The 22,210-nt window shown below is 47.3% G+C and carries 20 protein-coding genes; all 20 read left to right on the top strand.

Features of this window, described 5'->3' with window-relative positions; translation table 11 throughout:
• Nucleotides 1–4: 4 nt before the first annotated feature.
• The 20 genes from C1N84_RS03215 (at nt 5) to C1N84_RS03310 (ending at nt 22,208) form a co-directional block, all read left to right on the top strand.
• Nucleotides 5–1,462: a serine/threonine protein kinase gene (locus C1N84_RS03215; protein ID WP_264441997.1), complete on the top strand. Its 1,458-nt coding sequence runs from the start codon at nt 5–7 to the stop codon at nt 1,460–1,462.
• 16 nt (nt 1,463–1,478) lie between these two features.
• Complete coding sequence (locus C1N84_RS03220; RefSeq protein WP_264441998.1) at nt 1,479–3,704, top strand: type VI secretion system Vgr family protein; 2,226 nt, start codon at nt 1,479–1,481, stop codon at nt 3,702–3,704.
• A 9-nt stretch (nt 3,705–3,713) separates the two neighbouring features.
• Complete coding sequence (locus C1N84_RS03225; protein ID WP_058771456.1) at nt 3,714–4,070, top strand: hypothetical protein; 357 nt, start codon at nt 3,714–3,716, stop codon at nt 4,068–4,070.
• 861 nt (nt 4,071–4,931) lie between these two features.
• A complete protein-coding gene (locus tag C1N84_RS03230) occupies nt 4,932–5,279 on the top strand; it encodes a DUF3592 domain-containing protein (protein ID WP_058771638.1) in 348 nt (115 codons plus the stop codon).
• Between the two features lie 703 nt (nt 5,280–5,982).
• Entirely contained in the window at nt 5,983–6,372 is a 390-nt protein-coding gene (locus C1N84_RS03235) for a hypothetical protein (RefSeq protein ID WP_238561531.1), read from the top strand.
• A gap of 172 nt (nt 6,373–6,544) precedes the next feature.
• Nucleotides 6,545–6,880 (top strand): DUF3592 domain-containing protein, encoded by a 336-nt coding sequence (locus C1N84_RS03240; RefSeq protein WP_058771637.1) that lies wholly within the window; start codon nt 6,545–6,547, stop codon nt 6,878–6,880.
• Between the two features lie 140 nt (nt 6,881–7,020).
• Nucleotides 7,021–9,561, top strand: a complete 2,541-nt coding sequence (locus C1N84_RS03245; RefSeq protein WP_058771636.1) for a DUF2169 family type VI secretion system accessory protein — start codon at nt 7,021–7,023, stop codon at nt 9,559–9,561.
• Nucleotides 9,558–10,628: a pentapeptide repeat-containing protein gene (locus C1N84_RS03250; protein WP_058771635.1), complete on the top strand. Its 1,071-nt coding sequence runs from the start codon at nt 9,558–9,560 to the stop codon at nt 10,626–10,628. The genes C1N84_RS03245 and C1N84_RS03250 overlap by 4 nt, the downstream gene beginning before the upstream one ends.
• Nucleotides 10,629–10,639: 11 nt before the next feature.
• Nucleotides 10,640–11,245 (top strand): DUF3540 domain-containing protein, encoded by a 606-nt coding sequence (locus C1N84_RS03255; RefSeq protein ID WP_058771634.1) that lies wholly within the window; start codon nt 10,640–10,642, stop codon nt 11,243–11,245.
• Between the two features lie 9 nt (nt 11,246–11,254).
• Nucleotides 11,255–11,647, top strand: coding sequence for a DUF4150 domain-containing protein (locus C1N84_RS03260; protein WP_014605535.1), 393 nt, complete (start codon nt 11,255–11,257; stop codon nt 11,645–11,647).
• Nucleotides 11,648–12,088: 441 nt separating this feature from the next.
• Complete coding sequence (gene tri1, locus C1N84_RS03265; RefSeq protein ID WP_238561532.1) at nt 12,089–13,174, top strand: ADP-ribosylarginine hydrolase Tri1; 1,086 nt, start codon at nt 12,089–12,091, stop codon at nt 13,172–13,174.
• 207 nt (nt 13,175–13,381) lie between these two features.
• Nucleotides 13,382–13,633, top strand: a complete 252-nt coding sequence (locus tag C1N84_RS03270; RefSeq protein ID WP_058771740.1) for a hypothetical protein — start codon at nt 13,382–13,384, stop codon at nt 13,631–13,633.
• Nucleotides 13,634–13,767: 134 nt separating this feature from the next.
• The gene (gene tri1, locus C1N84_RS03275; protein ID WP_238561533.1) at nt 13,768–14,859 is read left to right on the top strand and encodes an ADP-ribosylarginine hydrolase Tri1; all 1,092 of its coding nucleotides are present in this window, start codon (nt 13,768–13,770) and stop codon (nt 14,857–14,859) included.
• Nucleotides 14,860–15,627: 768 nt separating this feature from the next.
• Nucleotides 15,628–16,065, top strand: coding sequence for a hypothetical protein (locus C1N84_RS03280; RefSeq protein ID WP_058771503.1), 438 nt, complete (start codon nt 15,628–15,630; stop codon nt 16,063–16,065).
• Between the two features lie 350 nt (nt 16,066–16,415).
• Nucleotides 16,416–18,896 (top strand): type VI secretion system tip protein TssI/VgrG, encoded by a 2,481-nt coding sequence (tssI, locus tag C1N84_RS03285; RefSeq protein ID WP_136547488.1) that lies wholly within the window; start codon nt 16,416–16,418, stop codon nt 18,894–18,896.
• Nucleotides 18,897–18,907: 11 nt separating this feature from the next.
• Complete coding sequence (locus C1N84_RS03290; protein WP_264442000.1) at nt 18,908–19,255, top strand: hypothetical protein; 348 nt, start codon at nt 18,908–18,910, stop codon at nt 19,253–19,255.
• A gap of 216 nt (nt 19,256–19,471) precedes the next feature.
• On the top strand, nt 19,472–20,221 hold the full coding sequence (locus tag C1N84_RS03295; RefSeq protein ID WP_264442001.1) for a hypothetical protein: 750 nt from the start codon (nt 19,472–19,474) through the stop codon (nt 20,219–20,221).
• Nucleotides 20,212–20,613, top strand: a complete 402-nt coding sequence (locus C1N84_RS03300) for a hypothetical protein (protein ID WP_248295865.1) — start codon at nt 20,212–20,214, stop codon at nt 20,611–20,613. The genes C1N84_RS03295 and C1N84_RS03300 overlap by 10 nt, the downstream gene beginning before the upstream one ends.
• 93 nt (nt 20,614–20,706) lie before the next feature.
• Nucleotides 20,707–21,633, top strand: a complete 927-nt coding sequence (locus tag C1N84_RS03305; RefSeq protein WP_238561537.1) for a hypothetical protein — start codon at nt 20,707–20,709, stop codon at nt 21,631–21,633.
• Nucleotides 21,634–21,767: 134 nt separating this feature from the next.
• Nucleotides 21,768–22,208 (top strand): DcrB-related protein, encoded by a 441-nt coding sequence (locus C1N84_RS03310; protein ID WP_238561538.1) that lies wholly within the window; start codon nt 21,768–21,770, stop codon nt 22,206–22,208.
• Nucleotides 22,209–22,210 lie beyond the last annotated feature (2 nt).

The raw sequence follows: 22,210 nt of genomic DNA on the forward strand, positions 1-22,210 counted from the left end.
GAAAATGTCGGAACACGATAATCCCCTCAATGTACCCAACGCTCTGCCGGTGGGTTACCGTTTCAATGAGTTTGAAATTAAAGAAGTGATCGGTGGTGGCGGCTTTGGCATTGTTTATCGTGCCTGGGATCATCAGCTGGAGCGTGATATCGCCATCAAAGAGTTTATGCCGGCTTCGCTGGCGGTGCGCAGCGATGACCTGAATCTGGTGCTGCGCAGCGAACGCTTCAGCAAAACCTTTCATGCCGGGCTGAATAGCTTTATTCAGGAGGCGCGCCTGCTGGCCCGCTTCAACCATCCTAATCTGCTGCACGTACTGCGTTTCTGGGTGCAGAACGACACCGCTTACATGGGCACGGTGTTTTACAGCGGCACCACCTTATCGAACCTGCGCGAGCGCAATCCGCAGCTGGTGGATGAAGCCTGGATTCGTCGCCTGCTGCCACCGCTGCTGGGTGCGATCAAAACCATCCACGACGCCGGTTACCTGCACCGTGATATCTCGCTGGATAACATCCAGATTCAGAGCAGCGGCGAGCCGGTGCTGCTGGATTTTGGCTCCGCGCGTAAAACCATTGGCAACCTGTCGGATGAGAGCGAAACCATGCTGCGTCCGGGCTATGCGCCCATCGAGCAATACAGCGATAACGACGAAAGCGAACAGGGCGCGTGGACGGATATTTACGCGCTGGGCGCGGTGCTGCACACGCTGATCACCGGGGCGCCACCGCCGGTGAGCGTGGTGCGCAGCATCGAAGATAACTACCAGCCGCTGGCCGCGCGCCGCCTGCCGGGCTACTCCCAGGCATTGCTGACGGCGGTGGACCGCGCGCTGGCGCTCAAACCGGAAGATCGGCCGCAGGATATTGATGCCTTTGCCGGGCTGATGGCGCTGCCAGAGCGCGAACCGGAACCGCTGCTGAGCGCCAAAATCAGCGGGCCGGGCACCATGCTGGTGCCGGTGGAAGAGGCGAACGAAGCTGAAACGCTTTCGCCGGTGAAATCTTTGCTGCGCCATCGCTTTGCGCTGCCGGGGCTGGTGGCCGCGGGCGTGCTGGTAGGATTGTGCGTGGGGCTGCTGATGTCCGGGGGCGATGAGCCTGTGGCGCCGGCAGAGACGGTGCAAAACAGCGCGCCAGCTGCTGATCCGGCAGTTTCACCTTCAGCGCCGTCAGCGCCAGCCGCAACGGCAGCGGTAACGCCGGAAAAACCGCGCGAAGCGGAGGCGCAGCCTGTTCCGCCGCCGGAGCCGGTTGCGCAGGTTTACATCAAGCTGCAGCAGGGCGAACGCGTCCAGGTGAATGGCAAACCGCAGGCGCTGGTGCCTGCCGCTAACGGTTTTGCCGCGCTGCAGCTGGCGCCAGGCAATTATACCTTTGCCATCAGCGGCCAGGGCGGCACGCGCGAGCAAACGCTGACCATCAGCGAAGAAGGCGTCTGGTTGCTCGATCCACACAGTTAATCATCAGGGATTTATTATGTTCTCACGCATCACCGCGCAGCTGCCGATGGACGGCCTGCTGTTCTGGAAACTCACCGGCGCCGAGGCGCTGTCGCAGTCGTTTGAGCTGAACGCCGAGCTGCTGGCCACGGACGCGCGCATCGACCGGCACGCGCTGCTGGGGCAGCCGGTCACGTTCACGCTGCCGACGCAGAGCCTGCTGTCGCCGCGCTACCTCAACGGGAAAATCACGCGGGTGGCGGTGCGCAGCGAGGAGCTGAGCGGGACGCGCTACGCGGTGTACCAGCTGCGGGTGGAGCCGGACCTGTGGCCGATGCGCCGGGACCGCAACCTGCGGATATTCCAGGGTCAGACGGTGCCGCAGATAGTGCAGACGCTGCTGCAGGAGAACGGGGTGAACGTGGAGACGCGGCTGGGCAGCAGCTACCGGGTGTGGGAGTACTGCGTGCAGTACCAGGAGAGCAGCTTCGACTTCATCAGCCGGCTGATGGAGCTGGAGGGGATTTACTACTGGTTCCGCCACGAGGCGGAGCGCCACGTGATGGTGCTGTGCGACGGGGCGGACCAGCACGAGGCGTTCGCGGGCTACGAGACGATACCGTACCACGTGACGGCGTCGGGGGGGAGCGTGACGGAGGAGGGCATCAGCCAGTGGTCGCTGTGCGAGAGCGTGACGCCGGGGATGTACAGCACGGACGACTACGACTTCCGCAAGCCGAACGCGTGGATGCTGCAGGCGCGGCAGAACCCGGTGTCGCCGGTGCCGGGGGCGGTGGACGTGTACGACTGGCCGGGCCATTTTGTCGACCACAGCCACGGGGAGTTTTACACGCGCATCCGCCAGGAGGTGTGGCAGGTTGCGCACCACAGCGTGAGCGGAACGGGGACGGCGACGGGCATCGCGCCGGGGTACCGGTTCGGCATCGTGAACGCGCCGCACTTCAGCGACAACGGTGAGTACCTGGTGACGTCGGCGCGGTACGACTTCGAGGAAAACGAGTACGCGAGCGGCGGCGGCGGTGCGCGGCACAACATCGCGTTCACGGTGCTGCCGTCGTCGGTGACGTACCGGGCGGAGCCGTCGACGGCGTGGCCGAAGACGCACGGCCCGCAGACGGCGAAGGTGGTGGGCCCGGCGGGAGAGTCAATCTGGACGGACCGCTACGGCCGGGTGAAGGTGAAGTTCCACTGGGACCGCCTGGCGAAGGGCGACGACACGAGCTCGTGCTGGGTGCGGGTGTCGAGCGCGTGGGCGGGCCAGGGCTTCGGCGGCGTGCAGATCCCGCGCGTTGGTGATGAAGTTGTTGTAGACTTTATCAACGGTGATCCTGACCGCCCGATAATTACCGGGCGCGTATATAACGAAGCGAGTATGCCACCCTGGAACCTTCCCGAAGACGCCACACGCATGGGCTTTATGACGCGCAGTAAAGATGGCCATAATGACAACGCCAGCTTCCTGTTCTTTGAGGACAAGCCGGGCGGTGAGCTGCTTAATATGCATGCTGAAAAAGACATGAACATTTCGGTGGAGAATGACAAGACCGTATCAATAGACGGTTGCCGCACGACAAAGATCGGCAAAGATCAAAGCGATGAGATCACTGGCGATGCAACTTTCCACTACAAGCAGAAGCGCACAACGACGGTTGACGATGTTGAGCTGAAAAACTTTAATAATAGTGAGGTTGTAAACATAAAAGAAGGGCGTCACCTGACTATTAGCAGTAAAGGTGAACTTAACGAAATCACTGGTGATCAGAAAACGCGCATTTCTCAGGGAAATCAAGACACAACTATTGAAGACGGGGATTTAAACACAGATGTTAATTCTGGCGGGCGTAACACAGTAATTCAGAATGGCGATAATTTAACTATTAACTCTGGTGGGCAACATAATAAAGTCGTCGGTGGTGTTACCACTAAAATTCTTGGTGGTTGGACGCAGGAAATTGTTACTGGTGAGGCCATGATTACTTCACCTAATAAAATAACGATCAAAAGTTCTGATGAAGTTAACATTGATACCCCGTGGGCTGTTGAGTGGAAAGGAAAGCAAGTTGCATTTACAGGAACGGCCGCTTCCTTCACCGCTTCGAATTTTGGTATGACTGGTTTTAAAATGGAAAACAATCCGGTTGTTATTTTTTACAATAAAGGCTTCAAATTTAGGGTCGGATCTGGTGAAGCCACTACTGTAACTATAGCGATAAAAAACGCAGCTCTACAAATGTTCAACTAGGAGTTTTTAATGTTTGATTTTTCAAGTTTCCCTCGAGCCATTCATACTATTATATTTTCAGTGTTAGGTTGTGTAATCATCTTCTCCATTATTAAAGAGGTGAAAAATAAGTTTACCTCTGATAAGACACTAAATGAAATAGTTTATGCTAATGCAAAAATTAAAAAAGTAGACTACCTGGATCAGGTTATGGATAGTGATAGGTTAAAGGTGAATTATGAGTTCGTAACTAAAGATGGCTTCTCTGTAACAAAAAGTGAAATAATAACTGTTAAGAGAAACGAATCAAATAAGTATATGGCTGGGAATGAAATTATGATTGGTTATAAAAAGGGGGACGTAAAAAACTCAAAAATATCATTATAAACGTAAGCTAATTTATACCGTGCTAAATCAATTCATGTTATATGGCCTCTATTGTGAGTTGTTATATTAACAATACTTACATCAGAGGTTTTTAGGGCTATTTTGCATGATGAACTCATGATTATGGTGTTTAAATATATGTCAGGTTTTTTTATGAAAGAGGGATATAGGGTTAATGCTAATGTATCATTCAGAAGACAAAGTAGACTTCATATGAATGGCAATCAAATCATTGAAATTTAATAAAAAGGTTAAGATTTAACTGTAAATTAATGTTTGTTGGAAAAACTTTAAACATGGTTTTTATTAATCTTAACTGCTATCAGTTGGGCTTAATTTGGTGAGGGGGTAAAATAAAATAACTAAACTAGTCTTTACTAAGGATAACAACCAAAAGTTAATGCAAATGAATGATTGAATAAACACTGTGGTAACTGATATGACTGGCTAAATGACTTTTTGGGTTTGTTTTTTAATAATGTTATTTTTATCAGATTGAAAAGGAAAAATCATAAGTCTACTGACTGATGCTCCGTTGATAATTGATGTCGTCCTTTCCATTGCTACTGTTACCAGTGAGATTTTGATAACTTTACCAAATAAAATAATTATAAAAAATACTGCCAGTGTAGAAATAGAGGCTCGTTTTTGTCTGGCAATGTAAAAGGCACTCAAATTTCGATTGCAGGTATTTCTGATGGGCTTTCAGACTTGATAATAGCTCATAATGTTGTAGATAGTTAAAAAATATTGTCTTATCTGATGGGGATGTAAGATTTAGGTCAGGAAATAAATTAAGTTTAGCTAAATCGGATATCAGGGCTTATTTCGATGAGCTTTTCACCATAGGATAAATAAACAATGTTTCTGTCAGTTTTAGGTACGATGATTTTAGCTTCTATAATAATTTGCGGAGTCGTTTATTATTGCTATAGCACCGGTGAAAAATACGATAAATTTAAAAAAGATGGTGTCAGGGTAGAAGCTAAAGTTTTAAGTATGGAAAAAGTAGGTGCTAGTGGTACTGGGAATACAAAGATGAAGATGATATTGTCATTTGAGTCTCAATCTGGCCCAGTACAAGTCTCAGTGAAGAAATTTTTATCACCACAAAACTTGATAAAAATTATGCGAGAGAATACTGCCATTATATATTATATGCCTGACGATCCGGATAGTGTTTTTGTGGCCACCATTGAAATGGAGTAATATGCAACTTTCATTATTAATGACACATAATTAATGTTGTATTGTTAACGGGTAATCCAGTAGAGAATTGGTTATAAAAAGTAGCCTAATGAATGCAATGATGTTTTTTGCTAAAGGCTATGCCATTTTTTTTAATTTTCGTTATAATTTTTTGTTTTTTATAATCAGGAGTGTGAATAAAGAATTATTGAATGGGTGAATTAGAAAAAATGGTGTCATTACTCAAGCTAGAATAACCAAAATAGAAAGTTACCCTGGGTGAATGTACCAGTATACTAATGTGCACTTGTATTTTGATTATACGACTAAAGATGGTTCATTACATTCAGGGGAGGACAAGATTTTTATTTTTACCTCAGATATTGATAAATAATAGCCTGGTAAAGAGTTTTCTTTAACTTGCAGTAATGCAAATCCTGATTTTTTATTATTGAAATAGAAGGTGCATCGTTAAAATAATAGCGTGCCTGTTATCTATTAGGGAGCAGGCAACCCTATGACTACTTATAACTTATAACTTATAACTTATAACTTTAACTATTAGATCAGGTTGTAACTCCTTTGTACAATATAAAATTATTGCGCAAGTTACATATACGTCTTTTAAAATAATGTTTTATATGATAAACCGTGGGCTATTACTCGGGGTAAAAGTTGACCATCCGATTGACTTTATTGAAAAAATAAAAAAGCATTTATTTATATGAAGGTGGAAGTGCATTTTTTAACCGAAACCCCATTTATTATCGGAATCATAATGACTGTTATTGGTTTGTTTGTGATGTTTTTAATCTTCAAACCAAACAAGAATGAATTGATTGAAATAAAAAACTGGAAAACCAGAGATGAATGGCAAGGCAATGTAATAACTATTGAACCTAAAAGTTGGTCACAAACAGACACCAAATATGGCAACGACTTTTTCTATGATTTTAATGTGCCTCTTACTGTTGCTGGAAAAGAGAATATATATTCTGGTAAAGGATTAGTGCGACCAAATGATATACATAAATTAAAGAAAGGGATTGGGGTAATTGTAAAATATAACGAAGATAAGCCACCAAAAGTTGCTATTATCGATATTTTATATTAGTGGCTTTTATTGGCTTTATGGCTAGATAATCGATGTAATATTGCGCTTTATGATTTTGATATGACATTGCCTGGGCTGTGTTGTGCTTTTTTGTTATTTTTATCATGTGTTATGAAGTATATTTAGGAGTGGGCTAATTATTCTCTATTTATCATATTTCATTGTTTTGTCTGTGTTGTTTCTTTTTTCTTTTATCATTTTTAAGCTTATCATTAAAGATGTTAAAAATAATCAGCGTAAGCGCTATCTGAAGAAGCATGGCATCGAAACGCAAGGTGAAATTACTGATGTCTATACTCGCGGTGGAAATGGCAGTCTATTAATAAATGTCTTTATCACAGTACGCTTTCATAATACGGATGGTCAGGTTTATGAGGGCCAAAGCCGTGACGTGATCAGAGCAGAAGAACTGACGATGTATCGGGTCGGAAATACAATAAAACTGACTTACGAAAAAGAGCAGCCTGGAAATTTTGCACTGCATATGCATAAATCCATTTTTAATTAGCATTGGAAGTAAATTAATACATATTTTTAATGCAGTCTCAGTCCTTTCAAAAGAAGTATAAATACCTACACCATTCTCAATACCGGGTCGGGATCAGGCCCGGTATTTGTTTTATCTGTCGTTTCAAAAGGAACCCAGGCATGAAAATCATTAAGCCTCTGCGCCTGAGCGTACTTAATCGCCCGTTTCGCTGGCAGGGTAAAAATCATCTGGGCGTCACGGTGCTTGCGCTGACTGACATGGGGCAAAAGCCGCAGCTCCGTCCGGAAATGGAGCTGTGGCAACTGGCCGCCAGTGAGTTGCAAACCAGCGGTGGCGTGCTGGATCTGGCCATTCCAAAAGTGCGTGCAGAGTTTCTTGCCACAGGCCATGCATATACCCATCACCAGCACGACAAAACCGCCTGCGCAGCGCGCATTGACGTCGACACGCTGAGCAAATCGCTGGCGGTGTTTGGCGATCGCTATTGGGTTGGAAACCAGATAACGCAACCGCAACCGTTTGAATCAATGCGGCTCGACTGGAGCCGGGCGTTTGGCGGGGAAGGGCACGATGAAAATCCTTATGGCTTAGGGATTCATTCCGAGGTGCATCAGGGACATGAATTCACTCGCTTACCCAATATTGAAGCCATGGCAGGTCGCCTCACTCACGCTAAACAAAAACCCGAACCTGCGGGTTTTGGACCACTCGACATCAGCTGGCCGCGTCGCTTTAGCCGTATGGGAAAAAAGTACGATACCCGCTGGTTGCAGAATGATTTTCCGGGCTTTGCGCGTGATATTGACTGGAAAGTATTCAATGCTGCCAGCCCCGATCAATGGTGGAAGGATCGCGACGCGCTACCGGAACAGGCTGCATGGCGTATCTGGAATATGCATCCACAAAAACCGCTGCAGGAGGGCAAGCTCCCGCCCTGGCAGGCGCGCTGTTTCATCAACCGCCAGCGCGGTGACGAAACGCTTTTCGAAGAGATTGCCCTGCGTGCGACGACGGTATGGTTTTTTCCGCATCTTGAGCAAATGATACTGCTGTGGCAGGGCAGCGTGCGCATCAACGAAGATGACGCGGCTGATGTCATGCAGCTGATGCCCGCGCTGGAGAAACAGGGGGCATCCCGGTCGGTCAGTCATTACCGTAAAGTACTCACGCAGCGTGTTGATAAAGAGAAAGGTGCGCTGTTCTCCTTTCGTGAAAAAGATTTAATTCCGGAAGAGACGATCGGTGCCTGGGTTGATAACCAGGTCGAACAGACATCCAGTCCGATGCGGGAAAACATGCAGAATCGTGCTGCCCTGTTACGTGAACAGCATCGCGCGCGCATGAAGTCCAGCGGCGGCGAAGTCGGTGACCTGCTGAGCGAACCGGAAGAGCCTGAACTGCCCCGACTCGAAGACCTGCCGGAATTCATTGAGAAAATGGAGCTGGAGGCACAGGAGATGCAGGCGAAAGCTGAGCAGCGCAAACGTGAGATGGAAGAAAAGTACCCGCAGAGCCAGAGTGATGAGCATCAGCCGCGGGGGCCGGAAACGCTGTTTCGCATGCAGGAAATGTTGCACCGTAATAAAGACACGCTGAGTGAGAAGAAGCTGGCACAAAGCCGCGATGCGCTGCATCAGATGTACCTAATGTCAGTCAACAGCCAGCCGCCGGCCAGGCGCCTGAAAGGCGATCTGGCACAGATTATCCGTCAGCGCGCGGAGCGCACCCTGGCGCAGGGCGGTAACTTCAGCGGTATGGATCTGACCGGTGCGGATTTTTCGGGTATGGACCTGCGCGGAGCGAACTTCAGCAAAGCGTTGCTGGAGTGCGCCGATTTAAGTCACTGCCAGCTGGACGGCGCCAGCTTTCACAGTGCAATGCTGGCACGCACTGAACTGCATCATACCTCTCTGCGCGGCTGTAATTTTGAAAACGCCACTCTGGTGCTGGCGCAGTGTTGTCACAGCGATTTTTCCGGCGCGCAGTTCAAAGATACGCAACTGCAGGAAACGCTGTTCGATGACTGTACGTTCAGCGACGCCACTTTCAGTGCCCTGCTATTCCGCGAAACTTGGTTTACTCAGTGTCGCTTCCATCGCGCGACACTGCAGAGCTGCGTTTTTATGGAGCTGAACCTTCCCGGTCCTGATTTTTTACAGGCAACGCTCAGTAAGACGACGTTCTTAAAATCCACGCTGGAGCAGGCTTCATTCAGGCAGGCCGTGCTGGACAGCTGCTCGTGGGTAGAGACCCAGGCAAACGGAGCAGACTTTAGCGGTTCAACATGGACAGCCAGCGCAGTCGCTGCCGGCAGTTCTCTGAACGGTGCAGACTTTAGCCAGGCGACGCTGCGCCAGAGTAATCTGCGCCAGACGCCGCTAAACGAGGCGAACTTTACGCTGGCAAAACTGGAGAACAGCGATCTGAGCGAGGCCGTGTGTCAGGCTGCTGATTTCCGGCGCGCCAACATGACGGGCAGTATGTTTGTGCGCACTGATTTTCGTGATGCTGACTTTACCGATGCCAGTCTGATGGGTGCACTACTGCAAAAAAGCCAGCTGGGTGGGGCACGGTTTCGCGGTGCGAATCTGTTTCGCGCTGATTTATCTCAGGCCTTTACCAGTAATACCACTGAGCTTGACGGCGCGTGGACCAGACGTATCAAGACGCTTCCTAAGCGTGATGGAGAAATTGTATGACCACGCTCAGCGCAGCAGAATTGCAGCAGCGTATTAAGCAGGGCGAGGTAATAGGTGAACTCAGCCTGGAGAACCTGGATTTACGTGGATGCGATCTTGCCGGCGGCGTATTTCAGGACGTTTCACTGGCGGGCGCGGATTTGCAGGGCGCTAATCTGCAGGAAACGGTGTTCACTGAGTGTCAGCTTTCCCGGGTCAGGCTGAATAATGCCAGGCTGCAGCAGACGGTATTCAATCAGTGCGAAATGGCTGGATTACAGGCGACGGACACCCGGCTGACCGAAACCGTATTGAATCAATGTGAACTGACTGACAGTGACTTTTCTCGCTGCGCACTGTTTACTACCCAGTTTATGCAGTGTGCGCTGACACAGAGCCAGTTCACCCAGGCTCTGTTTGACCGCTGCATCTTTTTTGAATCACCGCTGGAGGCGTGCCGCTTCGACAACTGCAAAAGCCTGCTCACCACGTTTTACGGTATTGATTTGCGTCAGACCTCGCTGACCGCCGGCGAATTTGAGCGCACGGTATTTTTCAACTGTGACCAGCGCGGTAAAAATTACGAAAGACAGCGCTTCACCGGCTGCCAGTTCACGGACTGCGCGCTGGATGACGCGCTGTTCAATGGTGCGCACCTTGTGCAGTGCAACTTCAAAGGCGCATCGCTAAAAGCCGCGCAGCTTAATCAGGTGAATGCCAGCCAGGCGTTGTTTATGGAAGCCAACCTCAGCAACGCGCAGTGTAAAGGCAGCCTTTTTGATCAGGCTATTTTTGCCGGTGCGACGCTGATGCACACTGATTTCAGCGGCAGCCGCTTTTTCCAGAGCATCATGCAGCAGGTTAACGCCAGGCAGGCGTTGTTTATTCGCTGCGATCTGACCTACAGCGATTTCTCCGCCGCCGATTTGCGCATGGCCGATCTTCGTGGTGCCACTTTTTCCCGTACGCGTATGCACCGGGCGCGCCAGGAGAACGCTCAGTTCTCTGGCCGTCAGGGCATCATTGAATTTGATGAAGAACTACTGGCTGCAGAGGCCTGGAGCGCTCAGCGCCAGAGCCGCCGTTAAGGAGCAAAATTATGAACAACGTAAATCATAAACTGGCGCAGGCCATTTTACCGCCGGTGCAGTCAGCGGGTGTGGTGACGCACTGCTTCGCTGATGCCAGCCTCACCGTTGAGTGTGAAGGACGTGGCTGGCATTGCCGGCGTGCAGCCAGCTGCGTGATTGCGCCACAGGTGGGAGACACGGTGCTGGTGACCAGCGTCGAAAACCAGATCTGGCTGCTGGCGGTGCTGGAGCGTGCGAATGCGCAACAGGCTGAGCTGAGCGTGCCTGGTGATTTACATATTCACAGTACGGGGGAGCTGAGCCTGAGCAGTTCCGCGCTGCGCATCAGCGCTGAACAGGGTGATTGCCACATCAGCGACATGAATTACAGCGGTGATAAGATCTCTGCCTGGGTTAGCCTTTCGCGCATCGTTGGCAAGCGTGCGGAATCGGTGTGGCAAACCATTACGCAGGTCAGCCATAACCTGCTACGTACCACCCGTAATACTGAACAGGTCCGGGCCGGTCAGCTTGATATGAAAGCTGAAGATTACGCCCGCCTGCATGCCAGCAATACGGTTATCACCTCAAAAGCCATTACGAAAGTCGACTCTGAACAGATTCATATGGGTTAAGGAGCAACAATGTTCGCAAACTGTCAGCTATTTGGCGTGGATTTAGCTTTTCCGGATGTCTGCCTGACACCCACACCTGCGCCGGTACCGATCCCTTATCCGGACATTGCCCTGGGGCCTACCGCTATTCCTAATGCGCTGAACATCCTGTTTATGGGGATGCCTGCGCATAATATGGCAACCGTCACGCCACTGACGAACGGCGATAACCCTGGAGTAGCAACGGGTGTGGCATCGGGTACGGTAATGGGCCCATCGCGCCACCTTACCGGGTCATTCACCGTATTACTCAAAGGCACGCCGGCAACCCGCTTGACCAGCATGAGCCTGCAAAACTCCACCAATGCGATTGGCATGCGAATCGTGCCAAGTCAGTTCAAAGTGCTGATGCTGGCACCCTAAGCCAGTACCTTTTGCCAATAGGATGAGACTGTAGGAAAGTTGCTGCCCGGATGATTCAGGAGATGAGCACTACCGTTCAGGCATTCAATAGCGTTACATCACAACTTATCGTGTTTGATTGTTTACCAACAATTGAAGTTTTTATCATTTTGAGAATGGTGGTATGCAGATAAAGCAAAAGCAAACCATTCTTCTCTTTGAGGATGAGCCAGGCGGGAAGGAGATCGTCTGTTAGATAGGTACTTGCCCTGGACATTTTAGTGAATATTATCAAAAGCAGTATCGGGCAATTATCGATAGCATTAAGTTTAATTCACAAAATAATGAGGTCGAGTCTGCTCCGGATGAAGCGGAGGTTTTATACCCACCTGGCACTAAGTTTAAAGTCGTAAATTGTGTAGATGTAGATGGGCAGCTTTTCTTGAGTTATGAGGAGTTATAATGATTGATCTCAGGATGTCAGATTTTGAACTTAAGATTTATGCCAGAAAATATGCTTATTTGGTTCCAGAAGCTTCACGACAAATGAAAAATAGAATGTCATATGAGCCGCAGCCAATGCCAGATGAGGTACAGAGTAAACCTGAGTGGATGCAGACATTAAAACAGAAAAACTCTGATCATGATTCATTGGATAAAGCAAAAGGGTTGCTTTTAGGGCTTGCTGTAGGTGATGCGGTAGGAACAACTCTCGAATTTCAGCCTCGAGATAAATATAAAATTGATGACATGCTTGGGGGAGGACCTTTCAATCTTAGTGCTGGAGAATGGACAGATGATACTTCAATGGCACTCTGCCTGGCTGAAACATACATCAATAGAGGGTTTTGTGATACCGACTTTTTCAGAGAAAGGCTGATTGATTGGTATAAAAAGGGGCACAACAGTTCAAATGGAACGTGTTTTGATATAGGAAATGCAACTCGCTTTGCATTGGAACAGGTAATATCTAATGGTCCAGATTGGGTTGGTAACACATCTCCAGATTCAGCGGGTAATGCAGCTCTGATACGCCATGCTCCTGTAGCTATTTTTAGAAGGAAATCTTTTATTGATGGATGGAGAGATGCGAGTATTCAAAGCATGGCGACACACTCAGCTCCTGAATCTATTAATGGATGTCAGTTTTTTAATGTTGTCCTGCATTATCTGCTCAATGGATATAGTAAGGAAGAGGCTTTTTCACCCCACAAAATGTCAGCATTAGTCCGCATATTAATAATCAACGCTGGCGAGTACAAATCAAAATCTCGCGATCAGATTAGGTCAACAGGCTATGTTATTGACACTTTAGAAGCGGCTCTGTGGGCTGTATGGCATGCTGATAACTTTAAGGATGCCATTTTGCTGGCTGCAAATCTTGCTGACGACGCAGACAGCGTAGCAGCCACTGCAGGCCAGCTCGCTGGAGCATTATATGGTTTCTCAGGCATTCCGAAAGAATGGCGCGATAAAATAGTTTATAAAGATAAAATTATCGATTTTGCAGAAAAAATTTTCACACTGTCACCAGACGAAATGGATTAATCTAAAATAAAATTTAGCAATAGGTCTAAATTTTCGGGAGTGTGTCACTACCTTCACTTGATACATGGTCGGTTAAGAACAAACCATACCAAACAGAAGGTGGAGCAATATTATCGAAGGGCGATCTTGAAGCTGTAATAAAAACTGAGGGGGTGAAGAAAGGGGGGGTTACAACGTGATAGATTTAACAACTGGAGATAAATTGTAATGAGTAAATTGAAAATTGCAATCAATCCTTGGGATTTTACGCTATATAAATGTGATGATTATTATTATGTTATGAAGGTGATTTTCAGTGAGGGGGATTATAAAGTTGATGTCGAGAGGTATTTTATTGTAACTGACCTCATTAACTCTAATGAAACTGAAGGTCTCAAAAAAATTTCGAGTGAAATAAGAAGTAATTATGCTGTTTTTAAAGATAAAGAGATAAGTAAAAAAGACTTCAATTTAATTTAATTGGCGAGGTTTTTATTTTGTATGATTAACCTTGGCAAAGTTTTGTGTTATTTATCAAGGCAGGTGATCAGCCATGGCTTAAGCTGGTAAGTTGCTTATCTGGTATAACTTGAGATAAGGACGTTGGTGGTGTGATGATTGATCTAAAAAAAGATGATTTTGAGATTTATCTCTACGCAGAGCGATATTCACATTTAATCCCTAAAGTATCCCGGCAGCTTAAAAATAGAATGGAGTACGAACCTAAGGTTTTATGTGAGGACTCAAAAGACAAAAGCAAACCGGAATGGATGATGTCATTGCCTCAAAGAGTTACTGATCACGAAGTATTAGATAAGTGTAAAGGTGCTTTAATGGGGCTGGCTGTTGGCGATGCTATTGGTACCACGCTGGAGTATATTCCAAGAGATAGGGCTAGCGTACATGATATGATTGGAAAGGGTCCATTTAACCTCAAGCCCGGAGAATGGACTGACGATACTTCAATGGCTTTGTGCCTCGCTGAAACTTATCTTGAAAGCAGGAAGTGCGACACAGATAAATTCAGGGATAAACTCATTAGCTGGTACAAAAAAGGCACAAATAGTTCCAGTGGAACATGTTTTGATATAGGGAATACAACACGATTTGCTCTTGAACAAACAATGATTAATGGCTCTTGTTGGTTTGGAAATACATCCCCTGATACAGCGGGAAATGCAGCACTGATCCGGCATACTCCAACAGCTATTTTCCGCAGGAAATCTTTGATTGATGGTTGGAGAGATGCTGCTATTCAAAGTCGGGCAACACATGGGGCTGCTGAATCAATAGACAGTTGCCGTTTTTTTAATATAATTCTACATTATTTGTTGAACGGTTACGGAAAAGATGAAAGCTTTTCCCCACATGTAATGTCTACTTCACTTCGTGTACTAATTATTAATGCTGGTGAATATAAGTTAAAGCACCGTGAACAAATCCGATCTTCTGGTTATGTCATTGATACTCTTGAAGCAGCGATGTGGGCGGTTTGGCATACAAATAGTTTCAAAGATGCAGTATTACTTGCTGCTAACTTAGCTGATGATGCGGATAGTGTCGCCGCAACTGCTGGACAATTAGCTGGTGCTTTATATGGGTTGTCAGGTATTCCTGATGAATGGATAAACAAGATAGCTTTTAAAGATAAAATTCTTTCTCATGCTGAGGCTCTATACTCTATGGCTCCGGATGAAGTCGATTAACTATATTTTTTATTTTTAAAACCACGAAATTAACAACGCATCGATCACGAGTGCTGATAGTGGTGATGTTTTTATCTTCACTGGCTGTACCTGTCTTTTAGATAGTGGTTGAACGATATTTTATAGAGTGGGTGTATAGTGAATTACATCGATTCCGTTTTTTTGATAGTGATTTGACTATATATGGAATGAGGTTTTTTAGTGACAAAGATTGACTTTTGTTGGTATTAAATTTACTGGTGTCTTGCTATCTGTTTTTTTGTAAGGTTGAATGTTATCTTTAATTTTATCATGCTTTTCATAAGCGTTATAATTCCAAAGGAATTTTGACGCTTATGATTAATGTGTAATAAGTACAATTCAATGACTTTTTGGAGCTGTAAAGGGTGTGATTTAGTTGGATTGCGTGCTTATGCTTTATGGTGTCTTGTTTGGCAGTGCTATCTAAACTGGTTTAGATATTTTAAATATTGACTTGTGAAGTTACAGGCGCGGCATGGAGCGCTAGGGGCGTCAATAGGCGTTGCAGCTTATTTCAATAAAAAATTATTCGGTCACGCTTAAAGCCAACGACAGAATTGCTTTGTTATTGAGATTAGCGTGCGAAGTGGATTTGAAAGTTGTCATAAAGCGTTTACACGATCTGCTTTTTGATAAAAAGGGAACGTTTAGATAAAATTGCAAGCAACAGTGGGGCAGATGGCGCAATCTTTAACGGTTGGGCAACGGTTTTGATTAGAGTTTAAATATACATTGGTTGATTTTAAGATGAAAATATTAGCATTTTTCTTTTTTTGGATTGTAACAGTCTATTATGTCTGGAATGGAAAGGATTTTTATAATAATAAAGAATGGGCAGGGTTTGGTAAGATGTTTATAAGTGTTCTGGCTGGTATTGTAGTGCTTGCCTTTGTGCTTAAAGGTTTAGTGTTAATTGTTCCCGGCTTCAGTAATGGTCTTGCTGGGGATTTGATGGAAGAAATAGGTGTTTCTTTTATATTTGTTCTTGGCATGAAGTTTATGATTATAATGATTTGCGCTTTATTTAGTGGTATTGTGGCTTTTCAAGAAAAATATAACGCTGATAATTATGCCCGCGTTTCACCGGCTACCAGTAAGTTGGTGCCTGGCATGCTCATCTTTGCCAAGTGTGTGGTTTCTCTTGGCTCTATAGTGATTTATTACGGTATTTGGCTGGCGAATTAAATTAAGAAGGGAAACCATTTATGAATACCGATACAGACTCTGCTTTTCCTCTTGCGCTGGTTTTCTTTAAAGAAGAGATCGGGCAGCACTTCTGAAAATGCCCTTATGCTTCGGTCAGAGAAAAATACTGCATTACCGGGTTGTGCTGACAAAAAGCCTCAAGCTAGCGGAACATTGCCGGTCGTGGTCAATATCTGACTGATTGGACAGTTCCCGAATATGAAATAAGACAAAAGCACTATAAGACCGGGCGTTAATTTTTAGCGTAATGCTTATATGCTGCATTTCACTCCCTGGCGTTTAACCTTCCCCGATGACTCAATCACTTAAATAAGTTACGGAATCTGCTTATGTTCTCACGCATCACCGCGCAACTGCCGATGGACGGCCTGCTGTTCTGGAAACTCACCGGCGCCGAGGCGCTGTCGCAGTCGTTTGAGCTGAACGCCGAGCTGCTGGCCACGGACGCGCGCATTGACCGGCACGCGCTGCTGGGGCAGCCGGTCACGTTCACGCTGCCGACGCAGAGCCTGCTGTCGCCGCGCTACCTCAACGGCAAAATCACGCGGGTAGCGGTGCGCAGCGAGGAGCTGAGCGGAACGCGCTACGCGGTGTACCAGCTGCGGGTGGAGCCGGACCTGTGGCCGATGCGCCGCGACCGCAACCTGCGGATATTCCAGGGTCAGACGGTGCCGCAGATAGTGCAGACGCTGCTGCAGGAGAACGGGGTGAACGTGGAGACGCGGCTGGGCAGCAGCTACCGGGTGTGGGAGTACTGCGTGCAGTACCAGGAGAGCAGCTTCGACTTCATCAGCCGGCTGATGGAGCTGGAGGGGATTTACTACTGGTTCCGCCACGAGGCGGAGCGTCACGTGATGGTGCTGTGCGACGGGGCGGACCAGCACGAGGCGTTCGCCGGCTATGAGACGATACCGTACCACGTGACGGCGTCGGGCGGGAGCGTGACGGAGGAGGGCATCAGCCAGTGGTCGCTGTGCGAGAGCGTGACGCCGGGGATGTACAGCACGGACGACTACGACTTCCGCAAGCCGAACGCGTGGATGCTGCAGGCGCGGCAGAACCCGGTGTCGCCGGTGCCGGGGGCGGTGGACGTGTACGACTGGCCGGGCCATTTTGTCGACCACAGCCACGGGGAGTTTTACACGCGCATCCGCCAGGAGGTGTGGCAGGTTGCGCACCACAGCGTGAGCGGAACGGGAACGGCGACGGGCATCGCGCCGGGGTACCGGTTCGGCATCGTGAACGCGCCGCACTTCAGCGACAACGGAGAGTACCTGGTGACGTCGGCGCGGTACGACTTTGAGGAGAACGGGTACGCGAGCGGCGGCGGCGGTGCGCGGCACAACATCGCATTCACGGTGCTGCCGTCGTCGGTGACGTACCGCGCGGAGCCGGCGACGGCGTGGCCGAAGACGCATGGTCCGCAGACGGCGAAGGTGGTGGGCCCGGCGGGAGAGTCAATCTGGACGGACCGCTACGGCCGGGTGAAGGTGAAGTTCCACTGGGACCGCCTGGCGAAGGGCGACGACACGAGCTCGTGCTGGGTGCGGGTGTCGAGCGCGTGGGCGGGCCAGGGGTTCGGCGGCGTGCAGATCCCGCGGGTGAACGACGAGGTGGTGGTGGACTTCATCAACGGCGACCCGGACCGGCCGCTGATCATCGGTCGCGTGTACAACGAGGCGAGCATGCCGCCGTGGGCGCTGCCGGCGGCGGCGACGCAGATGGGGTTTTTGAGCCGTTCGAAGGACGGCACGGCGGACACGGCAAACGCGCTGCGCTTCGAGGACAAGGCGGGCGAGGAGCATCTTTGGATCCAGGCGCAGAAAAACATGGATACGCACGTTAAAAACGATGCCAGCCACTCGGTCGCCAACAACCACAGCCATTATGCTGGCGGCAATGAGCTGTACCGCGTTGAGACCAACCGTGTACACGGTATCAAAGGCGGCGAGGAGCTCCTGACCGGACAAGGCAAGCTGGACGCGGCAGTTGATACTTATGTTCTGGGATCCGGCACCAAACTGCGTCTGGAGTGCGGTGAAAGCGCTATTGAACTCAACGCTAACGGTCACATTAATATCGTCGGTAAAGGCTTCAATATTTTCGTGCAGGGTGATGGCCATATTACAACATCCGGCGGCAAGCTGAACCTGAATACTGACGGTGCAAAGCCCGGCACCGGTGCGCCTGGTGCCGATCACAAACAGAATATCAGTAAAGCGGTGGAGAACCTGTTCCCCCCTAAACAGAAAGGACAGGCGGCTCCGGCTGCGCCGAAAGCTGCGGTCTCTGCTGCCGCTAAGCCGACCGCTGCACCTGTAGCAAATCACCCCGCTCGCAAAGCACGCCCGTTACCAGCAGATAAACAAGCTTTTTTTGATAAGGTCTATGCTGCAGCTAAGATCAGTGAAAAGAAAACGGGCGTTCCGGCAGAAGTCACTACGGCGCAGGCGATCCTTGAATCAAGCTGGGGAGACTTGGTTCCATTTGATAAGAAAACGAATACAAGTAGTAACAATATTTTTGGAATAAAATCATTTGGTTCTAAAAATGCTGCGGAAACCGTAACGCATGAGTATGTCAACGGTAAGAAAATCAAAATTGTTGATAGCTTTGCAACTTATGGATCGGTTGAAGAGAGTATTGAACAGCATGGTCAGTTTTTGATGGATAATAAACGTTACAGTAGTCTTTTCAAATCTTCAGACCCTGTTGAATGGGCGAAGGGGCTACAAGAGAAAGGCTATGCAACAGATCCGGAGTATGCTAAAAAACTTATCGGGATTATGAAAGGTAGAGGGATGATATGATTAGGTTTTTAATGGCGATGATGATTGCCTTGCCCCTGGTTGCTTCAGCTAATGATTTTTGTGCAAAGTTAGATAAGTCAGGGATTTCTAACGGGGAGCGGTTTGATAATACTGATAATCTGTACAAAGTCGGAGGGAAAGGACATTTGCAGTTTTATTCAGCGCCTGATGAAAAGTGTTTATTAAAAGGGACATTTGTTGTGCCAAATGATGATCTTTATGCCTATGTTGAGCAGAATGGATTTTATCGGGTCATGTACCTCACTAACGATGGTGATCAAATCATGGGCTGGGTTAAAAAAGACAGATTGCTTGCAACCCACAAGGGTTTGGCTCCTGACTATAACAACCCCAATTAATTATTTTGCTCAACCTCCTGGGCTGCCAGGGGGGAGTGTTATGTAATCAATTGTCCATACGATAAAGTGCGCTGGCCATCATAGAGGTTTTTCTATTTTTGGTGATTTATATAGCTACAATAACCCCGATAATTACTGCAATATAAACTTCTCTATGCGTTGGAGATTAGCGTACAGATTGAATTTCGAAGCCAAGGTTAGCTGGAGCCCCTATTAATGTCGCTTCCGAATATGATTAAGAAATATATTTTTTCAAAAAAAGCCTGCTTTTTCTCAATGATATTGCTTTCTTTTGCGGCTCCTGTATGGGCTGCGATAGATTTCAACGGTGAGTGGTCTGGTACTGCGGGTAATGAAAATAGCTCCGATTATTCCACGTTAAATATCAAGCTCAGACAAGTTGATGGGAAGGTTGTTGGGCGCTACTGCTACATTAAGAATAGTGGTAATCGTATTGAGTGCCCTGATGGTGATGAGAATAACTTACATGGCGTTGTGAAGAATAATAAAGCTAATGTGCAATTTGACTCTGTCTTTGGTGGTAAAAATGGAGAGGCTGAGTTGACATTAAATAATAACGCCATGCTTTGGCATTTAATTGTACTGCCGAGCCATGGTGAGTTTTATGCTCCCAAAGATTTTTCTCTTAAAAAGATAGAGCCAAATAGAAATGCAATGTTAAAAAGCAGGGTTTTTTCGACATCAGGATTCACCGTGACTCTTGTAAATAACTGTGGGGGTTTTTATACCAGTTGTAAAAGTGTAAAGTATTATGGCATAAAAAATAGCGATGGTAGCCAGATTTCACTTACCGGCCACACAATTGATTCCCCTGATGCAGCCAAAGCAGTTGGTATGATTTTCAATAATGGAAATATAGAGTATGGCATTAATTTTGAGCCGTTGACGCTGACGGTATCAAGAGACAAAAAGGTATTGCTATCACAGGATGGTAAGTGGGAATAAAAATGTCCAGATCATATTTCTTAAAGTGTATCTTGTTTTTTTCTTGTGCCGTTTTTAGTTATTCTGTTCTTTCAGCTAAAAGTAATATCCATTATGAAACTAAAATTGTACTTCAAACTGATGAAGATATTACTGTCCTGACGGTACATAAAGCTATCAGGGATAATAAGCTATCGTTATTACGCGATCATTGTTTAGCATATGATTATGATGATGTCTCTGACAGTAAATATTTCATTATCGATGTTCGAGAGGATAAACGCTATGCTATTTGTGGTGGAGACCCAAATACTTCTGTACATCTTTTTCGTTTTAAAGTCGATAAGAAAAATTATTCTTTGTTAACTGATGCAGGATCTGATAACGGAGTTTTTCATCCAGTTAAAAAGTAATTCCTACGGGGTTTTATTGCTCTTTTAGTCGGCTTTATCATCCGGAACGAACATCTGTGAGTGTTATTAAAATTCGGCTTGTCGGGTAAGTTGATGCGTATAAAATTAGCTTTATTTAGTGTTGTGGCAGTTTTGGCTTTCGGCATGTTGTCAGCCAGAGCAGACGTAGTGATGTCTGATTATAATAGCCTTGAGAAAGTTTCATCCGTTTTTAGCAACAAAGAGGTACTGCTGAAGCTAAAAAGCATTTTGGGTCCTGATTACGATACCTTCAGTCAAAACTTTGATGTATATGGTGAACCGCACCTGACATCAGCAGGCGGATTGTTTGTGGAAGGCTGGTTAAGAGATCTCTACCTGGAACAGGCTTCAGCCGTTGTAATACAACCTGATGGCAGGACCTATGCTGCATGGACAGATGCTAATACGGGCAAAATAAGTTATCGATGTAATGACAATACTGAGAAAAATTTGCAATCGGATATTGCTGCCTGGGCAAAGCGTTTCAATAGCGACCCTGCGGGGGACTCTGCAGGTAACTTACAAGTAAACTGTACCAGTAAACCTCTTTCAGCCTCCGACTTCAGTGTGGAAATCAATCATTATCGTGTCTCACTGGGAGACGAATGGGATAATCTGACAAAGCAGCACGCTGGAGTGCCGATTGCTGAAAGCTACGCTGGCGACAGACCTTCAGAAGCCGGAAATTATCATTATTATCAGTATAAATATCCAGGTTTTGATATTTACTCTTCCAATTTGAACTGGGAAAAAGAGCATCGCGACAGTGATAGCTATATCATAGCGCAAATCACCCTTAATTCGCCGGGAATCAAAACGTACAGAGGTGTTTCAGTTGGTGACAGCGAAAGCGCTCTGCAGCGTCGTTATGGCAAAGGCGCTGTTGATGACAGTGATGATCAATACTGGATTTATTACGAGGGTGATGGAAAGCGTCTCTTATTTCAGATTGAAGAACATCGCATAAGTCATATTATGATGGTTTTTAATGATGCGTAGTGTGTCAATATTAATTACTAGCTCATATGCAAATGAAATTATCTGCTGGCGATGGGGCGGTTTAATTAAGTTCGTTTCGCTAAAGTGATTCCACATAGATCCATCCTCATTTATTCCTCTAACGGATATCCAACATGCACTACCAATTCAACGAGGGCGCGTTCGCCCTGTTTCCGGCTGGCTGGCAGGACACCAGCATGAATATTTTGCGCGATGAAGCCACCGGGCTGGCGCTGATCGTCAGCCGTGGGCCAATCGCCGAAGGCAGCGATTTTGAGCAGGAATTTCACCGTCAGTGGGATACGTTGCGCAGCCAGATGGGCCATGTAGAGCAGAGCGAATTTACACGCGTGCTGGCGGGAGCCGACAACACATTGCGCGCCATCGAGGTGGAAACGGCTTTTGATCGCAACGGGCAGGCTCTGTGGCAACGTCAGCTGGCAGTAAACGTGCCAGAAACCAATGTGTTGATGATATTTACTTTTTCAGCCATGCGGCCTTTTGATGAAGAAGACGGGGCACGCTGGCATGCCTTCAAACAGAGCCTGACGCTGAACGCCCCACGGAAGGGATAATT

The organism is Pantoea sp. SGAir0418 (genome assembly GCF_043529865.1).

Coding starts and splice junctions, on each gene's coding strand:
- C1N84_RS03215 (WP_264441997.1), top strand. CDS start 5: ATGTCGGAACACGATAATCCCCTCAATGTACCCAACGCTCTGCCGGTG.
- C1N84_RS03220 (WP_264441998.1), top strand. CDS start 1,479: ATGTTCTCACGCATCACCGCGCAGCTGCCGATGGACGGCCTGCTGTTC.
- C1N84_RS03225 (WP_058771456.1), top strand. CDS start 3,714: ATGTTTGATTTTTCAAGTTTCCCTCGAGCCATTCATACTATTATATTT.
- C1N84_RS03230 (WP_058771638.1), top strand. CDS start 4,932: ATGTTTCTGTCAGTTTTAGGTACGATGATTTTAGCTTCTATAATAATT.
- C1N84_RS03235 (WP_238561531.1), top strand. CDS start 5,983: ATGAAGGTGGAAGTGCATTTTTTAACCGAAACCCCATTTATTATCGGA.
- C1N84_RS03245 (WP_058771636.1), top strand. CDS start 7,021: ATGAAAATCATTAAGCCTCTGCGCCTGAGCGTACTTAATCGCCCGTTT.
- C1N84_RS03250 (WP_058771635.1), top strand. CDS start 9,558: ATGACCACGCTCAGCGCAGCAGAATTGCAGCAGCGTATTAAGCAGGGC.
- C1N84_RS03255 (WP_058771634.1), top strand. CDS start 10,640: ATGAACAACGTAAATCATAAACTGGCGCAGGCCATTTTACCGCCGGTG.
- C1N84_RS03260 (WP_014605535.1), top strand. CDS start 11,255: ATGTTCGCAAACTGTCAGCTATTTGGCGTGGATTTAGCTTTTCCGGAT.
- tri1 (WP_238561532.1), top strand. CDS start 12,089: ATGATTGATCTCAGGATGTCAGATTTTGAACTTAAGATTTATGCCAGA.
- C1N84_RS03270 (WP_058771740.1), top strand. CDS start 13,382: ATGAGTAAATTGAAAATTGCAATCAATCCTTGGGATTTTACGCTATAT.
- tri1 (WP_238561533.1), top strand. CDS start 13,768: ATGATTGATCTAAAAAAAGATGATTTTGAGATTTATCTCTACGCAGAG.
- C1N84_RS03280 (WP_058771503.1), top strand. CDS start 15,628: ATGAAAATATTAGCATTTTTCTTTTTTTGGATTGTAACAGTCTATTAT.
- tssI (WP_136547488.1), top strand. CDS start 16,416: ATGTTCTCACGCATCACCGCGCAACTGCCGATGGACGGCCTGCTGTTC.
- C1N84_RS03290 (WP_264442000.1), top strand. CDS start 18,908: ATGGCGATGATGATTGCCTTGCCCCTGGTTGCTTCAGCTAATGATTTT.
- C1N84_RS03295 (WP_264442001.1), top strand. CDS start 19,472: ATGTCGCTTCCGAATATGATTAAGAAATATATTTTTTCAAAAAAAGCC.
- C1N84_RS03305 (WP_238561537.1), top strand. CDS start 20,707: ATGCGTATAAAATTAGCTTTATTTAGTGTTGTGGCAGTTTTGGCTTTC.
- C1N84_RS03310 (WP_238561538.1), top strand. CDS start 21,768: ATGCACTACCAATTCAACGAGGGCGCGTTCGCCCTGTTTCCGGCTGGC.